Origin of the sequence: Streptomyces iakyrus, assembly GCF_000717055.1 — a bacterium.
In the GTDB taxonomy this organism is placed as follows: Bacteria; Actinomycetota; Actinomycetes; order Streptomycetales; family Streptomycetaceae; genus Streptomyces; species Streptomyces iakyrus.
The window spans coordinates 187,525-208,372 of sequence record NZ_JNXI01000002.1 but is presented as its reverse complement, the minus strand read 5'-3'; the positions used below and the strand labels follow the sequence as shown (position 1 = coordinate 208,372).

Here is a 20,848-nt window from a genome sequence, read left to right as displayed (position 1 = left end):
CCGCAACCCTCTTGCCCACAACACTTTACGGCATAAGGAGCTGTCGGCGCAGGGTTGCGAGGCGGCACCGGTCACCCCTGGCCGTCGGTGTAAGCGGCGAGTTTCTCCCCGACCAGCCGGCCGATCGCCTCCAGCGAGGCCTCCCGGTTCAGCAGGGTGCCGTGCTCGCCCGGCAGGGCGTGCCGCTCGATGCGCCCCTCCACGTACGGCGTCCACGCGCGGTGGGTCCGCGACGGCTCCTGCTGGTCGTCGGCGGTCAGCAGCAGCAGGTCGGCGGCCAGACGTTCGGGGCGGTAGTCGATGAGCAGCCGGGTGTTGTTGGCGGAGATCTCCATGATCGCCCGCAGCTGCTCCTCCCCGAGGTTCGCCAGCGCACTGCCCCGCTGCCGCAGGATCTCCTTGGTGCGCTCGAACGTCAGCCGTTCCCCCTCGCCCAGTGCGAACGATTCGTCGACCAGCCCCACGAGGTAGGTCAGATGGTCGTGCAGATCCTCCTCGTCCAGTTCGGGGACGTCGTCATGGGTCAGCCCCTTCCAGCCGGGGCAGGCGTCCACGACGGCGAGCACCCCCACGCGCTCCCCGCGGCGCCGCAGCTCCACGGCCACCGCGTAGGCCGCCACCCCGCCGAACGACCAGCCGAGCAGGTGGTAGGGGCCCGCGGGCTGGACCTGCTGGATCTCGTCGGCGTAGTCGGCCGCCATCGCCTCCAGCGTGTCCGGGCGGGGTCCGGGCTTGCCCAGACCGCGCGCCTGGATCCCGTAGACCGGCCGCTCTGGGGCGAGATGCTTCAGCAGACCGGCGTACGACCAGCTGATGCCGCCGCCGGGATGCACACAGAACAGTGCCTCGCGCTCACCCCGCGGGCGCAGCGGCAGCATCACCTCGTAGCCGTCGCCGGTAGCGGCGGTCCGGAGGCGTCCGGCCATGCCGGACGGGGTCGGCGTCTCGAACAGCGCGCGCAGTCCCACGTCCACGCCGAAGGCCGCGCGGATCCGGGCCTTGAGCCGGGCTGCCAGCAGCGAGTGGCCGCCCAACTGGAAGAAGTCGTCGTCGACCTGGACCCGGGGCAGGCCGAGCACCTCGGCGAACAGCTCGCACATCAGCTCTTCCTGCGGCAGCCGCGGAGCGCGGCCGTCGAGGCCGGAGTCGAGATCGGGGGCGGGCAGCGCCGACCGGTCGAGCTTGCCGTTGCGGGTCAGCGGCAGCCGGCTGAGCGGCACCACCGCGCCGGGCACCATGTACTCCGGCAGCTGCCGGTGTACGTGTTCGAGCACACTGCCCACCAGCGCGCCCGCCGCCCGCGCGGTCAGCGGCGCCCGCACCCAGCGGGTCAGCGGCGTGCCGGTGGCCAGCGGGGACCGCGGCCGGTACAGGTCGACCACCGGACACGCGGGATCCCGCTCGGTGAACACCACGTCCAGGCGGCAGGGATCGGCCGACCACGTCACGTGCGCGGCGAGGCCGAGCCGGGCGGCCAGCTCGTCCATCGCCGCGAGCGGCGGAGCGTCCCCCGGCACCTCCTGGTCGTGTTCGTGGATCGCCGCCTCGACGGCCGCGTCCTCGGCCAGGCGCTCGTTCGGCACCCCCGTGACCCGCAGCGGCGACCGCACTCGGCGGAGCGCCTCGTCCAGCCCGGCCAGCCCGGTCGCGTCGTCCCACGCGACGACGGGCATCTCGCGCGCCGAGGTGAGCGGCGTACCGCCGTCCTTGAAGAGCGTGACGTCGTAGCGGTACCGCGTCAGCTCGTTGGCGAAGGTGCCCCGCTTCACCTCGACCCGGGCACCCGCGAGGCCGTCGACGTGCTCGCCCAGCACGGTGAACAGCTCGGGTGCGACCAGCAGTTCCTTCTCCATCACCAGGGCGCGCTCGACGGCCCGCCGCAGGCTCGCGCGGTCGTGCCGGTCGTGCACCTTGCGGGCCAGTGCCGCGGAGGTGAGCATGCGGTGCAGACGCAGATCGCGTACGTCGCCGAGGAACAGGGCGCCGCCCGGAACCAGCAGCCGCATGGCCGACTCGATCACCCGCAGCAGATACTCGGCGCTCGGGAAGTACTGCACGATCGAGTTGAGCACCACGGTGTCGAAGTGGCCCTCCGGCAGATCCCCGGTCTCGTGGGCGGCCAGGACCCGCAGCCGCACCCGCTCGCGCAGCTGGGGCTCGCAGGCCACGTGACCGCGCAGCGTCTCGACGACCGCCGGGGAGAAGTCCGTGGCCCAGTACTCCCGCGCGTCCCGGGCGAGCCGCGACAGCAGCAGGCCCGTACCGGCGCCGATCTCCAGCACCCGGCTCGGCCGCAGCCGCCGGATGCGGGCCACTGTCTCACGGCGCCACTCGCGCATCTCCTCCAAGGGGATGGGCGCGGAGTCGTAGCTGCTGTTCCAGCCGGAGAAGTCCTCGCCGAACGCGGCCGTCGGCGTGGCGTACAAGGACTCGTAGATCCCCTGCCAGTCCTGCACCTGGTCCTGCTCGGCCGTCTCGTCGTGCTCCGCGGCCTCCGGGTCGGGGACCACGTACGCCACCAGGCGCGGATCGCCCGGCCGGTCCTCGCGGACCAGCACCGCCGCCTGCCCCACGGCCGGGTGGCGCAGCAGCACGCTCTCCACCTCTCCCGGCTCGATGCGGAAGCCGCGCAGCTTGATCTGGTCGTCGCCGCGCCCGACGTAGTCCAGGGCGCCATCCGCCGTCCACCGCACCAGGTCCCCGGTCCGGTACATGCGTGTACCCGGCTTGCCGAAAGGGTCGGCGACGAACCGCCGGGCGGTCAGGCCCGCCTGGCCTTCATAGCCCCGGGCGAGACCGGTGCCGGCGATGTACAGCTCACCGACCACCCCGGGCGGAACCGGGCGCAGGTCCGGATCCAGTACGTACAGCCGGGTGTTGGCCATCGGGCGCCCGATCGGCACCGACGTGGCGTCGGCGGGCAGCGCTTCGACCGGCCAGCTCGCGGCGAAGGTGGTCGTCTCGGTCGGCCCGTACCCGTTGACGACGACCAGGCCGGGGCAGGCCGCCAGCACGGCGCGCACCGCGTGCGGTGACACCGCCTCACCGCCGGTCCACACCTGCAGGACCGCGGCGAGGCACGCGGGCATGCTCTCGGCCACCAGCGTGAACAGCGAACTGGTCAGCCACAGACCGGTGACCCGCTGCCGCACGATCGTGTCGGCGAGCGCGTGCAGGTCGAGATCCCCGTCCGGGCCGATCACCACGGTGCCACCGGTGAGCAGCGGCACCCACAGCTCGTACGTCGACGCGTCGAACGCCGGTGACGAGTGCAGCAGCACCCGCCGCTGGGCGTCGGTGCGCCAGCGCGGGTCGGTCGCCAGCTCGGCCACGTTGCGGTGGGTGACCCCGATGCCCTTGGGGCTGCCTGTGGAGCCGGAGGTGTACATGATGTACGCCAGGTCGTCCGGACCCGGCCGCTCGGCCGGGGCGGCGACGGGAGTGCCATCCCCAGGGAGGAAGCCGTCACCGAGGTCGGTGCCGATGAGGACGACCGTGGTGCCCTCCGGGAGCGACTCCGGCGCCGGTGGCCGGTCGGTGATCAGCACCCGGGCCCCCGTCTCGGCCAGTACCGTCCGCGTCCGGGCCGCCGGGTAGCGCGGGTCAAGCGGCACATAGGCGGCGCCCGCCTTGAGGATGCCGAGGACCGCGGCGACCAGGCCGGGAGAGCGCGGCATGAGCAGCGCCACCGTGTCCGCCCGGCGCACACCGTGCCGCGCCAGCACCGCCGCGACGTGCTCGGCGGCCTCGCTCAGCGCCCGGTAGCCGATCTCGCGGTCACCGTGCACCAGGGCCGGTGCGTCGGGGCGCTCAACCACTTGGGCGTCGAACAGCTCCGGCAGACCGGCCTCGACCGCGGGCCGGTCGGTGTCGTTGTGCCGCTCCAGCAGCAGGCTCTCCCGCGCGGTGAGCAGATCGGCCGAGCCGATGGTCCGGTGCGGCGCAGCCACCAGGGACGCCAGCAGCCGCACCCAGCGGTCGAACAGGTCGGTGATCGTGCCGGCGTCGTACAGGTCGCTCGCGTACTCGACCACGCCGGTGATGCCCTGCGCGCCGCCCGTGTCGTCGAGGTGCTCCGACAGGCTGAAGAACAGGTCGAACTTGGCCGAGCCGGTGCGCCCCGGCTCGATGTCGACGCGCAGCCCGGGCAGCTGGAAGGAGCCTGCCGGCGCGTTCTGGAGCGCCAGCATCGTCTGGAACAGCGGGTGCCGGCCGAGCGAACGCGGAGGGTTGAGCCTCTCCACCAGGTACTCGAACGGCACATCCTGATGGGCGTACGCGCCCAGCGCGGTGTCGCGCACCCGGGCGATCAGCTCGCGGAAGCTGGGCCGCCCAGAGGTGTCGGTGCGCAGCACCAGCGTGTTGACGAAGAAGCCCACCAGGTCGTCGAGTTCCTGGTCGGTGCGCCCGGCGATCGGGCTGCCGACGGGGATGTCCGAGCTGCCGCTCAGCCGGGACAGCAGCGCCGCCAGTCCGGCCTGGAGCACCATGAACACCGTCGCGCCGGACTCACGGGCCAGCTCCGCGATCCGCCGGTGCAGCTCCGCGTCGATGCCGACCCTGACGTAGTCGCCCCGGTAGGAGGCCACGGCCGGCCGCGGACGGTCGGTGGGCAGCCGCAGTTCCTCCGGCAGGGCGCGCAGCCGCCGCACCCAGTAGTCGAGCTGCGTGGCGAAGAGGCTGTCCGCGTCGCCCTGGTCGCCGAGCAGGTCGTTCTGCCACAGCGTGTAGTCGGCGTACTGCACCGGCAGCGCCGCCCAGGACGGGGCCTCGCCCCGGCACCGTGCCTCGTACGCCCGGGCCAGGTCACGGGCCAGCGGGCTCAGCGACCAGCCGTCACCGGCGATGTGGTGCACCACCAGCAGGAGCACGTGCTCCTCGGCGGACAGCGCGAACAGACGCACCCGTAGGGGCGGTTCGGCGGCCAGGTCGAAGCCCTGGCGGGCGGCGGCGTCCAGCCGCGCGGAAAGGGCCTCCTGGTCGGTGGCCACCACCCCCACCGCCGGGGTCGCCTCCGCGGGATCCAGCACCCGCTGCCACGGCACTCCGCCGCTCTCCGGGAAGACCGTGCGCAGGCTCTCGTGGCGCGTCACGACGTCGGCGAGTGCCGCCCGCAGCGCCTCCTGGTCCAAGGACCCGGTCAGGCGCAGCGCGAGCGGGATGTTGTACGTCGGGCTGGGCCCCTCCAGCTTGTGGATGAACCACAGCCTGCGCTGGGCGAACGACAATGGCAGCCGCTCGGGCCGGTCCCGGCGGACGAGCCGCAGCCGGCTCGGCGCGGCGCTGTCGAGTCTCGCCGCCACCGCCGCCGGGGTGGCGTCCTCGAACAGCGCCCGCAGGGCCAGCTCGACGCCGAACGTGGCGCGGATCGCGGCGATCAGCCGGGTGGCGAGCAGTGAGTGCCCGCCCAGCTCGAAGAAGCTGTCGTCGGCACCGACCCGGGGCAGGCCCAGGACCTGTGCGAACAGATCGCACACGATCTGCTCCTGGGGGGTGCGCGGTTCGCGTCCGGTGCCGTCGGCGGTCACCATCGGCGCGGGCAGCGCGGCCCGGTTCAGCTTGCCGTTGGCGGTCAGCGGCAGCGCGCTGATCGGCACGAACGCGCTGGGCACCATGGAGGCCGGCAGGGTCCGCTCCACGTGTCGGCGCAGCCGCGCCATCAGCGTGCCGTTGGCGCGCGGCACCATCGGGTCGCTGGTGAGGGCCGACAGCGCGGCGCGCGGCCCGGACGCCGACGGGCAGGTGCCGGTGAGCGGGGCGTCCCCGCGGGCCAGCACGAAGTCGACCAGGCGGGGCTGCGGCGACCAGGCCGCCGCCGTGCGGTAGCCCAGCTCCGCACCCAGCCGGTGCAGGTCCGCCAGGTCCACGGTGGGCGCGGGCACCACCGGGCTGTCCCCGGTGCGGATGGCCTCGGCCAGCGCCAGTTCGGCCGCGACCCGGTCGTTGGGGACACCGGTCAGCCGCAGCCGCTCCGGGCGCCGCTCGGCCAGATGTGCGCGGACGGCCGCCAGGCCGCCGAGATCGTCCCAGGGCACCGCGGGGGCGTCCCGGACGTCGGTCGTGCGCGCGCCCCGGTGGTGCAACGTCACGTCGTAGCGGTAACGGCTCAGCTCGTTGTCGTAGGACCCCTCCTTCAGCGACACGCCTACCGCGCCGATGTCCGGCAGTCTCTCGGCGAGCGCGGCGAAGAAGTCCGGGTCGACGAGGAGTTCCTTCTCCGTCATCAGGTCGTGCTCGACCTCTCGGCGCAGCGCTGCGAGGTCCGGCGGCCCGGACATCCGGTGCGCGTGGACACCGGTCTTCAGAGCCCGCAGCAGCCGCGCGTTGCGCACGTCTCCGACGAACAGCGTGCCGCCGGGCGCCAGCAGGCGGGTCGCGGCGGCGAGGACCTCGGTCAGGTAGTCGGCGCTGGGGAAGTACTGGACGACGGAGTTCAGCACGATCGTGTCGAAGTGCCCGGCCGGCAGCCCGCTCGGGTCGTGCGCCGCCTGCACCCGCAGCGTGACCCGCTTGCGCAGCGCCGCGTCGGCCGCCACGTGCCGGCCCAGTTCCCCGATGACGTGCTCGGAGAAGTCGGTGCCCCAGTACTCCGCGCAGTGCGGCGCGATCCGGGACAGCAGCAGGCCCGTGCCCACGCCGAGCTCCAGGACGCGGCGAGGCCGCAGGTCCAGGATCCGCCGCACCGTGTGCGCCCGCCACTCCCGCATCTCGTGGAGCGGGATGGGCTCGCCGGTGTAACTGCTGTTCCAGCTGGCGAAGTCCTCGCCGAACGGTGCCTTCGCGGCTCCCGCGTACACCGAGTCGTACAGCACCCGCCAGTCCTCCAGCTGGTGCCGCTCCGCGCCCTCTTCCCGCGCCTCCGGCGTGGTACCGGGCACGACGTACGCCACCAGCCGCAGGTCGCCGGGCCGGTCCTCGCGCATGGTGACGGCGGCCTGCCGCACCCCGGGCTGTCCGTCGAGGACCCGCTCGATCTCGCCGGGCTCGATCCGGAAGCCGCGCAGCTTGACTTGGTCGTCGGCGCGGCCGGCGAACTCCAGCTGCCCGTCGCCGGTCCAGCGGGCCAGGTCCCCGGTGCGGTACATCCGCTCACCGGGTGCCCCGTGGCGGCAGGCCACGAAGCGGCAGGCCGTCAGGCCCGCCCGGCGCAGATAGCCCTGGGCCAGTCCGGTCCCGGCGAGATACAGGTCCCCGACGACACCCGGCGGCACCGGCCGCAGGCGCGCGTCGAGCACGTACGCCCGGGTGTTGTCGATCGGCGTGCCGATCAGCGGGGGCAGCGTCCCCGTCTCCCGGCTCGCGGTCGACCAGATCGTCGTCTCGGTCGGCCCGTACAGGTTCAGCACCTCGCCCAGCCCGGCCAGGTCCGCCGCCAGCCGCTCGGGCAGCGCCTCGCCGCCGGTCAGTACGCGCAGCCCGCGCAGCGGCGCCGGGTCGTGCGCCACCAGCGTCCGCCACAGAGACGGGGTCGCCTGCATGACGGTGATGCCCTGCGTGGACACCCACTCCAGCAGCGCCGACGGCTGCCGCACCACGTCCCGGGGAGCGAGGACGACCCGGGCGCCCCGCAGCAGCGGCAGCCAGATCTCCAGGGCGGCGATGTCGAACGAGACCGTGGTGACGGCCAGCAGCCGGTCCTCCGGGGTGAGCGGCACCAGCCGCCCCATCGCGTGCAGGAAGTTCGCCAGCGCCTCGTGCGGTACGACCACACCCTTGGGGGTGCCGGTCGACCCCGAGGTGTAGAGGACGTACGCCGGCTGCCCCGGCGCGATCCGGACCCGCGGCGGGGCAGCCGGGCGGGCCCGCACGGCCTCCACCGTCCCCGGGTCGTCCAGCGTGATCCGCGCCAGGCCCTCGACGTCGGGCACCAGCTTGCCGGTGGCCTGGGTGGTCAGCAGCACTGCCGGCCGGGCGTCGCGCAGCATGAAGTCCAGCCGGGACGCCGGGTACTCGGTGTCGAGCGGCAGATAGGCCGCGCCGGCCCGCAGCACCGCCAGCAGCGCGACGGGCAGCACCTCCGTGCGCGGCAGCGCCAGGGCGACCACCATGCCCGGCCCGCCGCCGTGCGCCAGGATCTCCCCGGCCAGCCGGTTCGCCCGATCGTCCAGCTCGCGGTACGTCAGCGTGGCGCCGTCGGCCACCACGGCGACGGCGTCGGGCGTCGCCGCCACCCGCTCCGCCAGCAGCGCCGGCAGCGGCTGCGGCGCGACCGGCACCGAGGTGTCGTTCCACGCGCGCAGGACCTGCTCGCGCTCGGCGGCCGTCAGCACGTCGATGTCCGCGATCGGACGGTCCGGGGCGTCCGCGACGGCGGCCAGCAGTAGCTTCCAGCGGGTGAACAGGGCACGGACCGTGGCCGGTTCGTACAGGTCACCGGAGTACTCCACTGCGCCCTCGATGCCGTCCGGCGCCCCGTCGTCCGTCGTGCGTTCCATCAGGCTGAAGAACAGGTCGAACTTGGCGGTGCCGGTGCGCGCCTGGGAGACCGCGACCTCCACCCCGGGCAGCTCGAACCGGCCCTCCGGCGCGTTCTGCAACGCCAGCATCACCTGGAACAGCGGGTGATGGGCCAGTGAGCGGGCCGGATTGAGCACCTCCACCAGATACTCGAACGGCACGTCCTGATGGGCGTACGCGTTCAGCGCCGTGTCCCGCACCCGCCGCAGCAGCTGGGTGAACGTCGGATTGCCGGAGGTGTCGGCGCGCAGCACCAGGGTGTTGACGAAGAACCCGATCAGGTCGTCCATGGCCTGGTCGGTGCGCCCGGCGATCGGGCTGCCGATCGGGATGTCCGTGCCGCAGCCCATCCGCGTCATCAGCGCGGCCAGACCGGCCTGGAGCACCATGAACACCGTGGTGCCGTTGCGCCGGGCCAGGCCGGCGAGGGCGCGGTGCAGGTCCGCGTCCAGCCCCACCTCGACATAGTCGCCGGCGTACGAGGCGGCCGACGGGCGCGGCCGGTCGCCCGGCAGCGTCACCTGCTCGGGCAGGCCGTCCAGCGTGGCCCGCCAGTAGGCGACCTGCCGGGCGAGCAGGCTGTCGTCGTTGTCGTGCTCGCCGAGCAGGTCGTTCTGCCACAGCGTGTAGTCGGCGTACTGGACGGGCAACGGCGGCCAGGCGGGTTCGGTCCCCTCGGCGCGCGCGGCGTAGGCGCGGGTGAGGTCGGCCGCGAGCGGGCTCAGCGACCAGCCGTCGCCGGCGATGTGGTGCAGGACCAGCAGCAGGACATGCTCGTCGGGCGCGAGGGCGAACAGCTCGGCCCGCACCGGGCATTCGGAGTCCAGCAGGAACGCGTGCCGGGCCGCCGCGGTGAGCAGCTCCGGCAGGGTCTTCGCGGTGGCCCGGGTGACGGGCAGCGGCGGGACGGCCCCCTCGGGGTCGAGGACGCGCTGGGTGGGGACGCCGCCGGTCTGCGGGAAGACGGTGCGCAGGCTCTCGTGGCGGGCGACGACGTCACCGAGGGCGGCCCGGAGCGCGGCATGGTCGAGAACGCCGGTGAAGCGCAGCGCGAGCGGGATGTTGTACGTCGCGCTCGGCCCCTCCAGCTGGTGCAGGAACCACAGCCGCCGCTGGGCGAACGACAGCGGCAGCACCTCCGGGCGCGCCCGCCGGGTCAGCGCCGGGCGGGCCGGGCCGCTGTCGTCCAGCCGCTGCGCCAGCGCGGCCGGGGTGCGAGCCTCGAAGACGGCGCGCACCCCGGTCTCGGCGCCGAAGGTGGCCCGGATCCGGGCGGCGAGCCGGGTGGCGAGCAGGGAGTGGCCGCCCAGGTCGAAGAAGTCGTCGTCGGAACCGACCCGGGGCAGGCCCAGGACCTGCGCGAACAGATCGCACAGGATCTGCTCCTGCGGGGTGTGCGGGTCCCGGCCGGTGCCGCCCCGGGTGAGGTCGGGTGCGGGCAGGGCGGCGCGGTCGAGCTTGCCGTTGGGAGTGAGGGGGAGCGCGGGGAGGGGCACGACGGCCGCGGGGACCATGTAGTCGGGCAGCCGGTCCCGCAGGAAGCCGCGCAGGACGTGCGGGTCCGGCGCGCGGTCCGCGACGGGCACCACATAGGCGACCAGCCGCTGGTCGCCGGGCTGGTCCTGGCGCACGAGGACGGCGGCCTGCGCCACGTCGGAGTGCTCGGTCAGCGCCGCCTCGATCTCGCCGGGCTCGATGCGGAAGCCGCGGACCTTGAGCTGGTCGTCGGCGCGGCCCAGGAACTCCAGGTGCCCGTCCGGCGTCCAGCGGGCGAGGTCGCCGGTGCGGTACATGCGGTCGCCGGGCCGGCCGTAGGGGTCGGCGACGAACCGCTGGGCCGTCAGCGCGGGCCGGCCGAGGTAGCCGCGGGCCAGGCCGACCGTGTTGGTGTACAGCTCGCCGGTCGCGCCGGGCGGCACCGGGCGCAGGGCGTCGTCCAGGAGGTAGACGCGCACGTTGTCGATGGGCCGGCCCAGGGGCGCGACAGCGGGCCATTCGGCGGGGTCTGCGGGCAGGGTGTGGGCGGTGAGGACCTGGGCCTCGGTGGGCCCGTAGTGGTTGTGCAGGTGGCGCGGGGTGTGCTCGTGGAAGGCCCGCAGCTGCCGGCTGAGCGTGAGCGCCTCACCGGCCTGGGCGATCTGTCCCAGTGACGGGACGCGCAGGCCCGCCTCGGTGGCCGCCTCGGCGAGGGATTCCAGGACAGTGCTGGGGGCGAAGATCTCGTCCACCTGGTGCTCGGTGAGCCAGGCGGCGAAGCGCCGCGGATCGCGGCGGGTGTCCTCGTCGGGCACCACCAGCGTCTTGCCGAACAGCAGCGCGGAGAGCACCTCCTGCACGGACACGTCGAAGCTGATCGCGGTGAACTGCGCGGTGCGGGTGCCGGGGCCGCCACCGAGCTGGTCGTGGTGCCAGCGCAGCATGTTCGCCACGCCCAGCCCGGTCATCTGCACCGCCTTCGGCCGGCCCGTCGACCCCGAGGTGTAGATGACGTACGCCGGGCTCGCGAGCGTCAGCGGCCGCGGCCGCTCGGCGGGGGAGGGGTCGGTGTCCGGGCAGCCGCCGATCCGGGCGGCGGTGCGCGGATCGTCCACGACCAGCACGGGAGTCGGGTCGTCGTCCGGTATCGCGGCCCGGGTCCCGACGCCGGTGAGCAGGACGGCCGGGCGGGCGTCCGCGAGCATGTACCGGATGCGCGCGGCCGGATGCTCCGGGTCGAGCGGCAGGTGCGCGGCGCCGGCCTTGACGACGGCCAGCAGGGCGACGATGTGCGCGGACGAGCGGGGCAGGGCGAGCGCGACGATGCTCTCCGGTCCGACCCCGCGCCGGATCAGGGCGTGCGCGAGCCGGTTGGCGCGCCGGTTCAGCTCCGCGTACGACAGGGTCTCGTCGCCGAAGCGGACGGCGGGAGCGTCCGGGGTGGCGGCGACCTGCGCCTGGAACCAGTCGGGCAGCAGCGGCAGTTCCCCGTCGCGCCGGGTGTCGTTCCAGGTCTCCAACAGCAGACGGCGCTCCTCGGCGCTGGTCACGTCGACCCGCCCGGTGAGCGTGCCGGGATCCTCGGCCACGGCGGTGAGGACCAGCAGGAGCCGGTCAAGCAGAGCCTGCGCGGTCGCCCGGTCGAAGAGGTCGTCGCGGTGGTCCAGCCGCAGGTACAACCGCCGGCCCGGCGCGGCGACGAGGGTCAGCGGAAAGTGGGTGGCGTCCCGGCCACGCTCCAGGGCCGGAGCCACCCGCACCTCGGTGCCCAGACCGGCGGCGACGTCCTGTGCGGGCCCGTCCCACGGGTAGTTCTCGAACACCATCATCGTGTCGAACAGCTCCGGTACACCCGCCGCCCGCTGGATGTCCGACAGCCCCAGATGGTGGTGCGCGGTCAGTGCGGACTGGCCGCGCTGCACCTCGCCGATCAGCTCCGACAGCGACCGCTCCGGCGCGACCCGCACCCGCACAGGGACGATGTTGATGAACAGGCCCACCATCGACTCCACGCCGGGCAACTGCGGGGTACGGCCGGAGACGATGGCGCCGAACACCACGTCCCGGCGCCCGGTCGTACGGCTCAGCACCAGCCCCCACGCGGCCTGGAGCAGGGTGTTCACCGTCACGCCGAGCCCCTGCGCCCGCGCTCGCAGCGCCGCGGTCAGCTCCTCCGGCGCCTCGGTCACCACCCGCTCGGGGAGCCGGGGAACGCGCGCTGTATCGGCCGGGGCCAGGCGGGTCGCCTGGTCCACCTCGGCCAGCTCACGGCGCCATGCCTCCTCGGCCGCCGCCCGGTCCTGCCGGCCCAGCCAGGCCAGAAAGTCCCGGAACGGCGTCACCCTCGGCAGGGCGCCGGCGTCTCCGTCACGGGCGTACAGGGTGAACAGTTCCCGGACCACAATCGGTGTCGACCAGCCGTCCAGCAGGATGTGATGGCTGGTCAGAAGCAGGCAGTGCCGCTCCGCCGCGAGCCGGACCAGCGTGAACCGCAGCAGCGGGGGCCGCGCCAGGTCGAAGCGGCGCCGGTGGTCCTCCCGGCCCAGCCGGTCCAGCTCCTCGCGCGCTTCCGCCTCCGGCAGCCCGCTCAGGTCCTCCTCGGTCCACGGCACGGCCACCTCGGCCGGGATCACCTGTACCGGCTGACCGTCCGTCACCTGGGGAAACGCCGCACGCAGATTGGGATGCCGGGTCACCAGCGCCTGCGCAGCGGCGCGCAGCCGCCCGGGGTCCAGCGGACCCGTGAGGTCGAAGACCTGCTGCACCATGTACACATCGGGGCCGTCCACGTCGTACAGCGCGTGGAAGAGCATGCCCTCCTGCATCGGTGTCAGCGGGAGGATGTCGACCAGATTGCCGCGGGTCATTACCGAGCCCTCCACATGTCCTCGAGCTGTTCGACATCGTGCTGAGCGAGTCCGACGAGCGGGAAGTCGGACGGGGTGAAACCGCCGCCCCCCGGTGCGGAGCCATGGCGCGCCAGGCCGCGCAGGGCCTGGAACCAGTACTCCGCGACGGTCCGTGCGTCCGGCTCGGGCCACATCCCGGACGCCCACCGCCACGTGGCCGTCAGGCGCGGCCCGTCCGGGTGGTCGCGCACCGCCGCGTCGACCTCCAGGCCGTGCGCCAGGGGGAGGGCGGCGTCGCTGCCGCCGACCAGCCCGATCTCGTTCGCCACCCGCCATTCGGGGTGCTCCCGGACGATCGCGGTGCCGGGCGCCGGGAACCGCCCCACGTAGTTGAAGCCGATCTGCGGGACGGCTGCCGCGGCCAGCTCGGCCGCGGTGCCGGGATTCAGATAGCGCAGCAGGCCGAAGCCCCGGCCGTGCGCGGGGACGGCGCGCATCTGCTCCTTGACCCGTTTGACCGCGGCCGCGGTTCCGGGCGCACCGGCGGTCACGCCCTCCCACGCGTGTGCGCCAGGGTCCAGCCGGACCGGGTACAGGCTGGTGAACCAGCCCACGGTGCGGGAGAGATCGATCCCGCTGCCGTCCTCGTCGCGGCCGTGCCCCTCCACGTCGATCAGGACGGCGCTGCCCTCGCCGCGTCCCTGCTCGCGGCGGAAGTGGCCGAGCGCCAGGGATAATGCGGCCAGCAGCACGTCCTGGACCCCGGCGTGGAACGCGGCCGGCACGCTGGTGAGCAGGGGTTCGGTGACGTCGGGCGGCAGGGTGGCGGTGAACTGGGCGGCGGTGCCGGTGAGGTCCCGTGCTCGGTCCAGGGCCCGTGCGGTCAGCAGGGGGTCCGGCTCCCGTACCACCCGTGTCCACCACGCCAGTTCGCCGACCGTCTCGGGCTGCCGGGCCCTGGCGTGCAGGGTGCGCGACCAGGTGCGCACGGAGGCACCGACCGGGGGCGGCGGGGTCCCGTCCAGCGAGGCCAGCAGGTCGGGCACCAGGACGCGCCAGGAGACCCCGTCGACCGCGAGGTGGTGGATCACCATCAGCAGCCTGCCCTCCCGGCCGGGCCCGGCGTCCAGCCAGACGAACTGGGCCATCCGCCCGTCCCGGGGGGAGAGCCGGGCCGTCGCCGCCTCGGCCTCCCGCTCGACGGCCGTCCGCACGACGTCCGCGTGGCCCGGTCCGGTGGACGGCAGCTCCGCCACGTGGACCAGACCGGCCGGGTCGACGGCGCCCGCGGGGCGGATCTCCAGGGCCCAGCGGTCCCCGTCCGGCTCCCGCGTCAGGCGGGCGCGCAGGACGGCGTGACGGTCGGTCAGGGCAGCCACGGCGGCGGTGAGCCGGTCCCGGTCCAACCGGTGGGGTGCCCGCAGCAACAGGGACTGGGAGAACCGGTCAATCGGGCCGCCGCGGTCCTGGAGCCAGCACATGATCGGGCTGGGCGGGACGAGTCCGTCGCCGGACCCGGAGTCCTCGGCCGGCACCGGCGCCGTCAGGTCGCCGAGGGCCTCCGCCAGACGGGCGGCCGTACGGTGCTCGAAGACGTCCTGCACGCCGGCGTCCAGGCCGGCGGCGCGGGCCTGGGAGACCAGTCGGATCGAGAGGATGCTGTCGCCGCCGAGGGAGAAGAAGTCGTCGTCGGCACCGATCCGGTCCTGGCCGAGCACCTGGGAGAACAGCCCGCACAGCAGCTTCTCCCGGGGCGTTCCGGGCTCCCGGTGGTCCGTCACGGGCAGGGCCGGTTCCGGCAGGGCGGCCCGGTCGACCTTGCCGTTGGGAGTCAGGGGGAGAGCGGGCAGCGGGACGAAGGCGGCCGGGACCATGTAGTCGGGCAGCCGCTCGGCGGCGTACGCCCGCAGCGCGGCGGGGTCGGCCGCCGAGTCCAGGTAGGCGACCAGCCGCGTACCGCCGGTGTGGTCGGGGCGGGCGAGCACGGCGGCGCGGACCACGTCCGGATGCCCGGTGAGCACCGCCTCGATCTCGCCCGGCTCGATGCGGAAACCGCGGATCTTGACCTGGTCGTCCGAGCGCCCTGCGAACTCCAGCACCCCCGCGCCGCTCCAGCGCACCAGGTCGCCGGTGCGGTACATGCGGGCGCCGGGCGGGCCGAACGGGTCGGCGACGAACCGCTGGGCGGTCAACGCAGGCTGCCCGAGGTAGCCGCGGGCCGGCCCCGAACCGGCGATGTACAGCTCGCCGACGACTCCCTCGGGCACCGGGTGCAGACCGGCGTCCAGGACGTAGGTCCGGGTCCCGGCGAGCGGCCGGCCGATCGGCACGGCCGGGGCGTCGGGCGCGAGGTCGCGCACGGCGTGGCTGGTGGCGAAGGTGGTGGTCTCCGTGGGGCCGTAGCCGTTGACCACCACCGTCCCGGGGCAGGCGGCCAGCACCCGGCCGACCGCGGCCGGGGACAGCGCCTCGCCGCCCGCCCATACCTGCCGGACAGCGGCGAAGCAGCCGGGGTCGTGCTCGGCCATCACGTCGAACAGCGCGGCGGTCAGCCACAGACCGGTGACCCCCGACCCCGTGATCAGCCCGGCCAGCGTGGGCACGTCCAGGTCGCCGGGCGGTGCCACCACCACCTGGCCGCCACGCAGCAGCGGTACCCACAGTTCGTAGGTGGATGCGTCGAACGCAAGCGGCGAGTGGAGCAGCACCCGGTCGTGCGCGGCGTCCGACCAGCAGGGGTCGGAGGCGAGCGCGGCGACGTTCGCGTGGGTGACGGTGATCCCCTTGGGCCGGCCCGTCGAACCCGAGGTGTACATGACGTATGCGGCGTCGGCGGGTGACGCCGGGAGGCGGAGGTCCGCCGCCGGTCCGGCCGCCAACTCGGCGGCCGTGGCCGGGTCGTCGAGCTCGAGGCGGGGGACGCCGTCGAGCGGGGGCGCGCCCCGATGGGTGAGCAGCAGGGCGGGCCGGGTGTCGCGCAGGATCGGCTCGGTCCGCGCTGCGGGCTGCCGGGGGTCGAGGGGCACGTAGGTGCCGCCCGCCTTCAGTACCGCCAGGATCGCCACGACCGCGTCGACGGACCGGTCCAGGCGCAGGAGAACCGCGTCGCCCCGCCGGACACCGCGGGCCCGCAGCGCGCGGGCGAGCCGGTTGGCCCGGGCGTTCACATCGGAGCGGGTCAGCCGGGTGTCCCCGGCGACCAGCGCCACCGCGTCCGGATCGGCCGCGGCGCGCGCCTCGAACAGCGCGGGCAGGGGGCGGTCCGGGGCCGGCTGCTCGGGGCCGGTGCCCTGGCGGAGGATGCGCTCCCGCTGCCCCGGGGTGAGCAGGCCGATACCGGTGACGGGGGCGCCGGGGTCGGTGACCGCGGCGTCGAGCAGCCGTATCCAGCGGTCCCACAGCCTCAGCACCGACTCAGGGTCGAACAGGTCGTCGGCGTACTCGACGAGCGCGTGGATCCCTGCGGGCCGCCCGTCGTCGTACTCCTCGCTGAGGCTGAGGAAGAGGTCGAACTTGGCGGTGCCGGTGCGGCCCAGCTCCGAGCGCACCTGGAGTCCGGGCAGGTCGAAGGAGGCGTCTGCGGCGTTCTGGAGGGCCAGCACGACCTGGAAGAGCGGATGGTGCGCCAGGGAGCGCGACGGGCTCAGAACGTCGACCAGATGCTCGAACGGCACGTCCTGGTGGGCGTGGGCGGCCAGCGTCGTCTCCCGCACCCTGGCCACCAGCTCGGTGAACGACGGGGCGCCGGAGGTGTCGGTGCGGATCACCTGGGTGTTGACGAAGAGGCCCACCAGGTCGTCGAGCGCCTGGTCGGTCCGTCCGGCGATCGGTGTGCCGACGGGGATGTCGGTGCCGGCGCCGAGCCGGGTCAGCAAGGCCGCGAGGCCCGCCATGAGCACCATGAACAGGCTGGCGTTCGCGGTCCTCGCCATCTCCAGCAGCCGCTGGTGCAGGTCCGCGTCGATCTCGGCGGCGAGGTAGTCCCCGCGGTGCGAGGCGACGGCAGGCCGCGGTCGGTCGGTGGGCAGTTCCAGGCACTCCGGCAGTCCCGCCAACTGCCGTCGCCAGTAGGCGACCTGAGCGGCGAACACGCTGTCGGCGTCGTCCGGGTCGCCGAGCAGGTCGCGCTGCCACAGGGTGTAGTCGGCGTACTGCGCAGGCAGGTCGGGCAGCTCGGGCCGCTCACCCCGGCTGCGGGCGCCGTAGGCGGTCGCCAGGTCGCGGGAGAGCGGCCCGATCGACCAGCCGTCCGCGGCGATGTGGTGCAGGACGAGCAGCAGGACGTGCTCGTCGGCCGAGAGGCTGATCAGCTCGGCCCGCAGCGGCGGCTCGGCGGCGAGGTCGAACCGGCGCCGCGCCGCCTCCGCCACCCGGCCGGGCGGCTCCGCCGGGTCGCCGTCCCGCGCGGTGAACGGCGTCTCCACCTCCGGCAGCACGACCTGGTACGGGACGCCGTCCCGCTCGCGGATCACGGTGCGCAGGCTCTCGTGCCGGGCCACGACGTCACCGAGGGCGGCGCGCAGCGCGGCCCGGTCCACCCGGCCGGACAGCCGCAGCACGAACGGGGTGTTGTAGGTGGCGTCCGGCCCGTCCAGCCGGTGCAGGAACCACAGCCGCTTCTGCGCGAACGACAGCGGCAGCACCTCGGGGCGGTCCCGCCGGGTCAGCGCCGGGCGGGCCGGTGCCGCGTCGTCCAGCAGCCGGGCCAGCGCGGCCGGCGTCGCCGCCTCGAACAGGGAGCGCAGGCTCAGCTCGACGCCGTACGCCGTGCGCAGCCGCGAGGTCAGCCGGGTCGCCAGCACCGAGTGACCGCCGAGGTCGAAGAAGTTGTCGCCGGCCCCGACCCGGTCCACGCCGAGGACCTCGGCGAACAGATCGCACACGGCCTGCTCGCGCGGGGTCCGGGCGGGCTGGTGCGGGCCACCCGCCGACGCCCGGTCCGGGGCGGGCAGCGCGGCTCGGTCCAACTTGCCGTTGGGCGTGAGGGGAAGCCGGCCGAGGAGGACCACCGCGGCCGGCACCATGTGCTCCGGCAACCGGTCACGGGCGACCGCGCGCAGCTCCTCCGGCCGCACCGCGGCTCCGGCGGCGGGCACCACGTAGGCGACCAGCCGGTCGTCGTCGAGCCGGTCCCGCCGGACCAGGACGGCGACCTGGGCGACGCCCTCGTGCTCGGCGAAGGCCGCCTCGATCTCACCGGGTTCGATGCGGAACCCACGGATTTTCACCTGGTCGTCGGACCGGCCCAGATACTCCAACTGCCCGTCGGCGGTCCAGCGGGCCATGTCCCCGGTGCGGTACATCCGCGTGCCGGGCGGCCCGTAGGGATCGGCGACGAACCGCTGCGCGGTCAGCCCCGGACGGCCCAGATAGCCGCGGGCCAGTCCGGCACCGGCGACGTGGAGTTCGCCCGGGACGCCGGGCGGTACGGGGCGCAGGCCGGGGCCGAGGACGTAGGTGCGCAGGTCGCTCAGGCCCGTGCCGATCACGCTCGTCTCGGCGGCGGCCACCTGGTCGCGGTCCAGGTCGAGCCGGGTGACGTGCACGGTGGTCTCGGTGATGCCGTACATGTTGACCAGGGCCGGCGCGGTGTCGGGGTGGCGCTCGTACCAGGGGCGCAGCCGGTCCGGGCGCAGCGCCTCACCGCCGAAGACCACGGTGCGCAGCGCGAGGCGGTCGCCGTGCGCGGGCTCCTCGCGGTCGGCCTGCAGCAGCTGGTAGAAGGCGGACGGCGTCTGGTTGAGCACCGTCACGCCCTCGTCGGCCAGCAGCCGCAGCAGGCGCGCGGGGGTACGGCTCACGTCGTACGGCACGACGACCAGGCGGCCCCCGTGCAGCAGCGCACCCCAGATCTCCCACGTGGAGAAGTCGAACGCGGCGGAGTGGAACAGGGTCCACACGTCCCGCTCGCCGAAGGCGAACCGCTCCCGGGTGGCGTCGAACAGGCGGACCACGTTGTGGTGGGTGACGAGGACGCCCTTGGGCCGGCCGGTGGAGCCGGAGGTGTAGATGACGTACGCGGGATGCTCCGGCGTCAGCGGGCGGGTCCGGTCGCCATCGGCGGGGTCGGTCGTCGGCTGCGCGTCGAGCAGGCCGGGGGTGGTGCCCTCGTCCAGGACGAGCGTGGGCGCGCCGGACGGCAGCGCCGGCGCGGTGTCCCGGTCGGTGACGACCAGCACCGGGGCGGCGTCCGCCAGCATGAGCTCCAGCCGGGCGTGCGGATAGGCCGGGTCCAGCGGCAGATAGGCCGCGCCCGTCTTGGTGACGGCGAGCAGGGCGGCGATCAGTTCGACGCTCCGGGGCAGGGCCACCGCGACGATCTTCTCCGGCCCGGCGCCGTGGGCGATCAGCAGGCGCGCGAGCCGGTTGGCCCGGGAGTTCAGCTCCGCGTAGGTCAGTCGCGTGCCGCCGAGGGAGACGGCGGGCGCGTCGGGGGAGGCCTGCGCCCGCGCCTGGAACAGCCCCGGCAGGGTGGCGCGGCGCGCGGGGGCCGCAGCGGCCGGGGGCGGCAGGAGCCGGCGGCGTTCCGCCGCGGTCAGCAGGTCGATCCGGCCGATCGGGGAGTCCGGGTCGGCCTCGGTGACCGCGTTCAGCAGGGCAACGAACCGGTTCTGATGGTTCGTCAGTGTCTGTCGGTCGCAGACCTCGGGGTGGGCGGTGAGGTCGATCTGGAGGCCGGAGCCGTCCCGCCGGTCCCACACGGCGATCGCCAGGTCGCCGACCAGGCCGGAGGAGAGGTTGTGCACGGTCGCGGGGTGCTCGCCGAACCGCAGGTCGTAGTCGAACGACATGACGTTGACCAGCGGCGCGTACCGGGCGGCGGCCGTGTCCGGCAGCGCGATGTCCCGGTGCAGGTCCTCACCCCGGTACCGCTGGTGGGCCACCACGTCACGGACCCGGTCGCTCACCTCACGCAGCAGCCCGGCGATGCTCAGGTCCGGCCGCACCGGCACCCGCAGCGGCAGCACGTTGGAGGTCATGCCCGGGGTCTGGCGCACCACGACGTCCGTGCGCGCCGCGACGGGCAGGCCGACCACCACGTCATCGGCGCCCGTCATCCGGTGCACGTACGCCGCGGCCGCCGTGATCGCCAACTGCGACCAGGGCACCCGGGCACGGCGGGTGATCTCGCGGATGCGCTCCAGACGGTCCTGGCCGAGTCGGGTGGTGCTGCGCAGCAGTTCCGCCGGCGTGCTCCGTGACGGCACCACGAGCCGGGGCGTCGGCGGCCGGTCGGCGAACAGGCCGGTCCAGAACGCCCGGTCCCGGGCGAACTGTTCGGAGGAGCGGTAGGCGGTGTCGCTGTGGATCAGCCGGCGCAGGGACCCGAACGGCGACGCCTCGCACGGCCGTCCCGCGGCGAGAGCGGTGTACACCGCCGCCACCCGCCGGGCGATGAGCTGGGCGCCGAACGCGTCCATGACGATGTGGTGATAACTGTGGTACCAGATGTGGCAGTCGTCCCCGAGGCCGATCAGCGCGTGCCGGAACAGCGGCCCGCGGGCGAGGTCCATCGGCCTGCGGAGGTCGCGCTCCATCCACGCGGTCGCCGCCGCAGCCGGGTCCGGCCGGTCGCCGGCGTCCACGTACGGCAGCGGCCAGTCGGCCACCTGCCGTACGGACTGCCGGGCGTCGTCGCCGGACTCGGCGAACCGGACGTGCAGGGCGTCGGCTTCACCGACCGTCTGCCGCAGCGCCCGTTCGAACAGCGCAGTGTCGAGCGGGCCGTCGATGCGCACGTACTCCCCGACCCGGTAGACGCTGTTCGCCGATTCCAGGCGCTGTTCCGCGAACCAGATCTCACGCTGTGCGGCCGACAGGGGCAGAATCGCACCCTCGGGCTCACGACCAGACAATCTTCAGCCTCCGGTTGCGTAGCGCCGCCTGATTTCGATATGTCGGCGGGAAGAATGCAAGCGGTTGTTGTGCGAGCCGGTTTCCCGGTGTCCGGGCACCGCCCGAACCTAACACGGCGGTTCGCGGAGTCAATGTCGTGAGCAGGCCCGCGGGCAGCGTCGGTTGTCCCGCCGGCGGGACAGTGAATTTCCGTCTGGTGCACCCATAAT

General features: G+C 74.2%; 2 protein-coding genes. Both read right to left on the bottom strand.

Annotated elements, in window-relative coordinates:
- Positions 1-71: 71 nt before the first annotated feature.
- The gene (locus OO68_RS03485) at positions 72-12,800 is read right to left on the bottom strand and encodes a non-ribosomal peptide synthetase (RefSeq protein WP_051814369.1); all 12,729 of its coding nucleotides are present in this window, start codon (positions 12,798-12,800) and stop codon (positions 72-74) included.
- Entirely contained in the window at positions 12,800-20,638 is a 7,839-nt protein-coding gene (locus OO68_RS03480; RefSeq protein WP_051814367.1) for a non-ribosomal peptide synthetase, read from the bottom strand. The genes OO68_RS03485 and OO68_RS03480 overlap by 1 nt, the downstream gene beginning before the upstream one ends.
- Positions 20,639-20,848 lie beyond the last annotated feature (210 nt).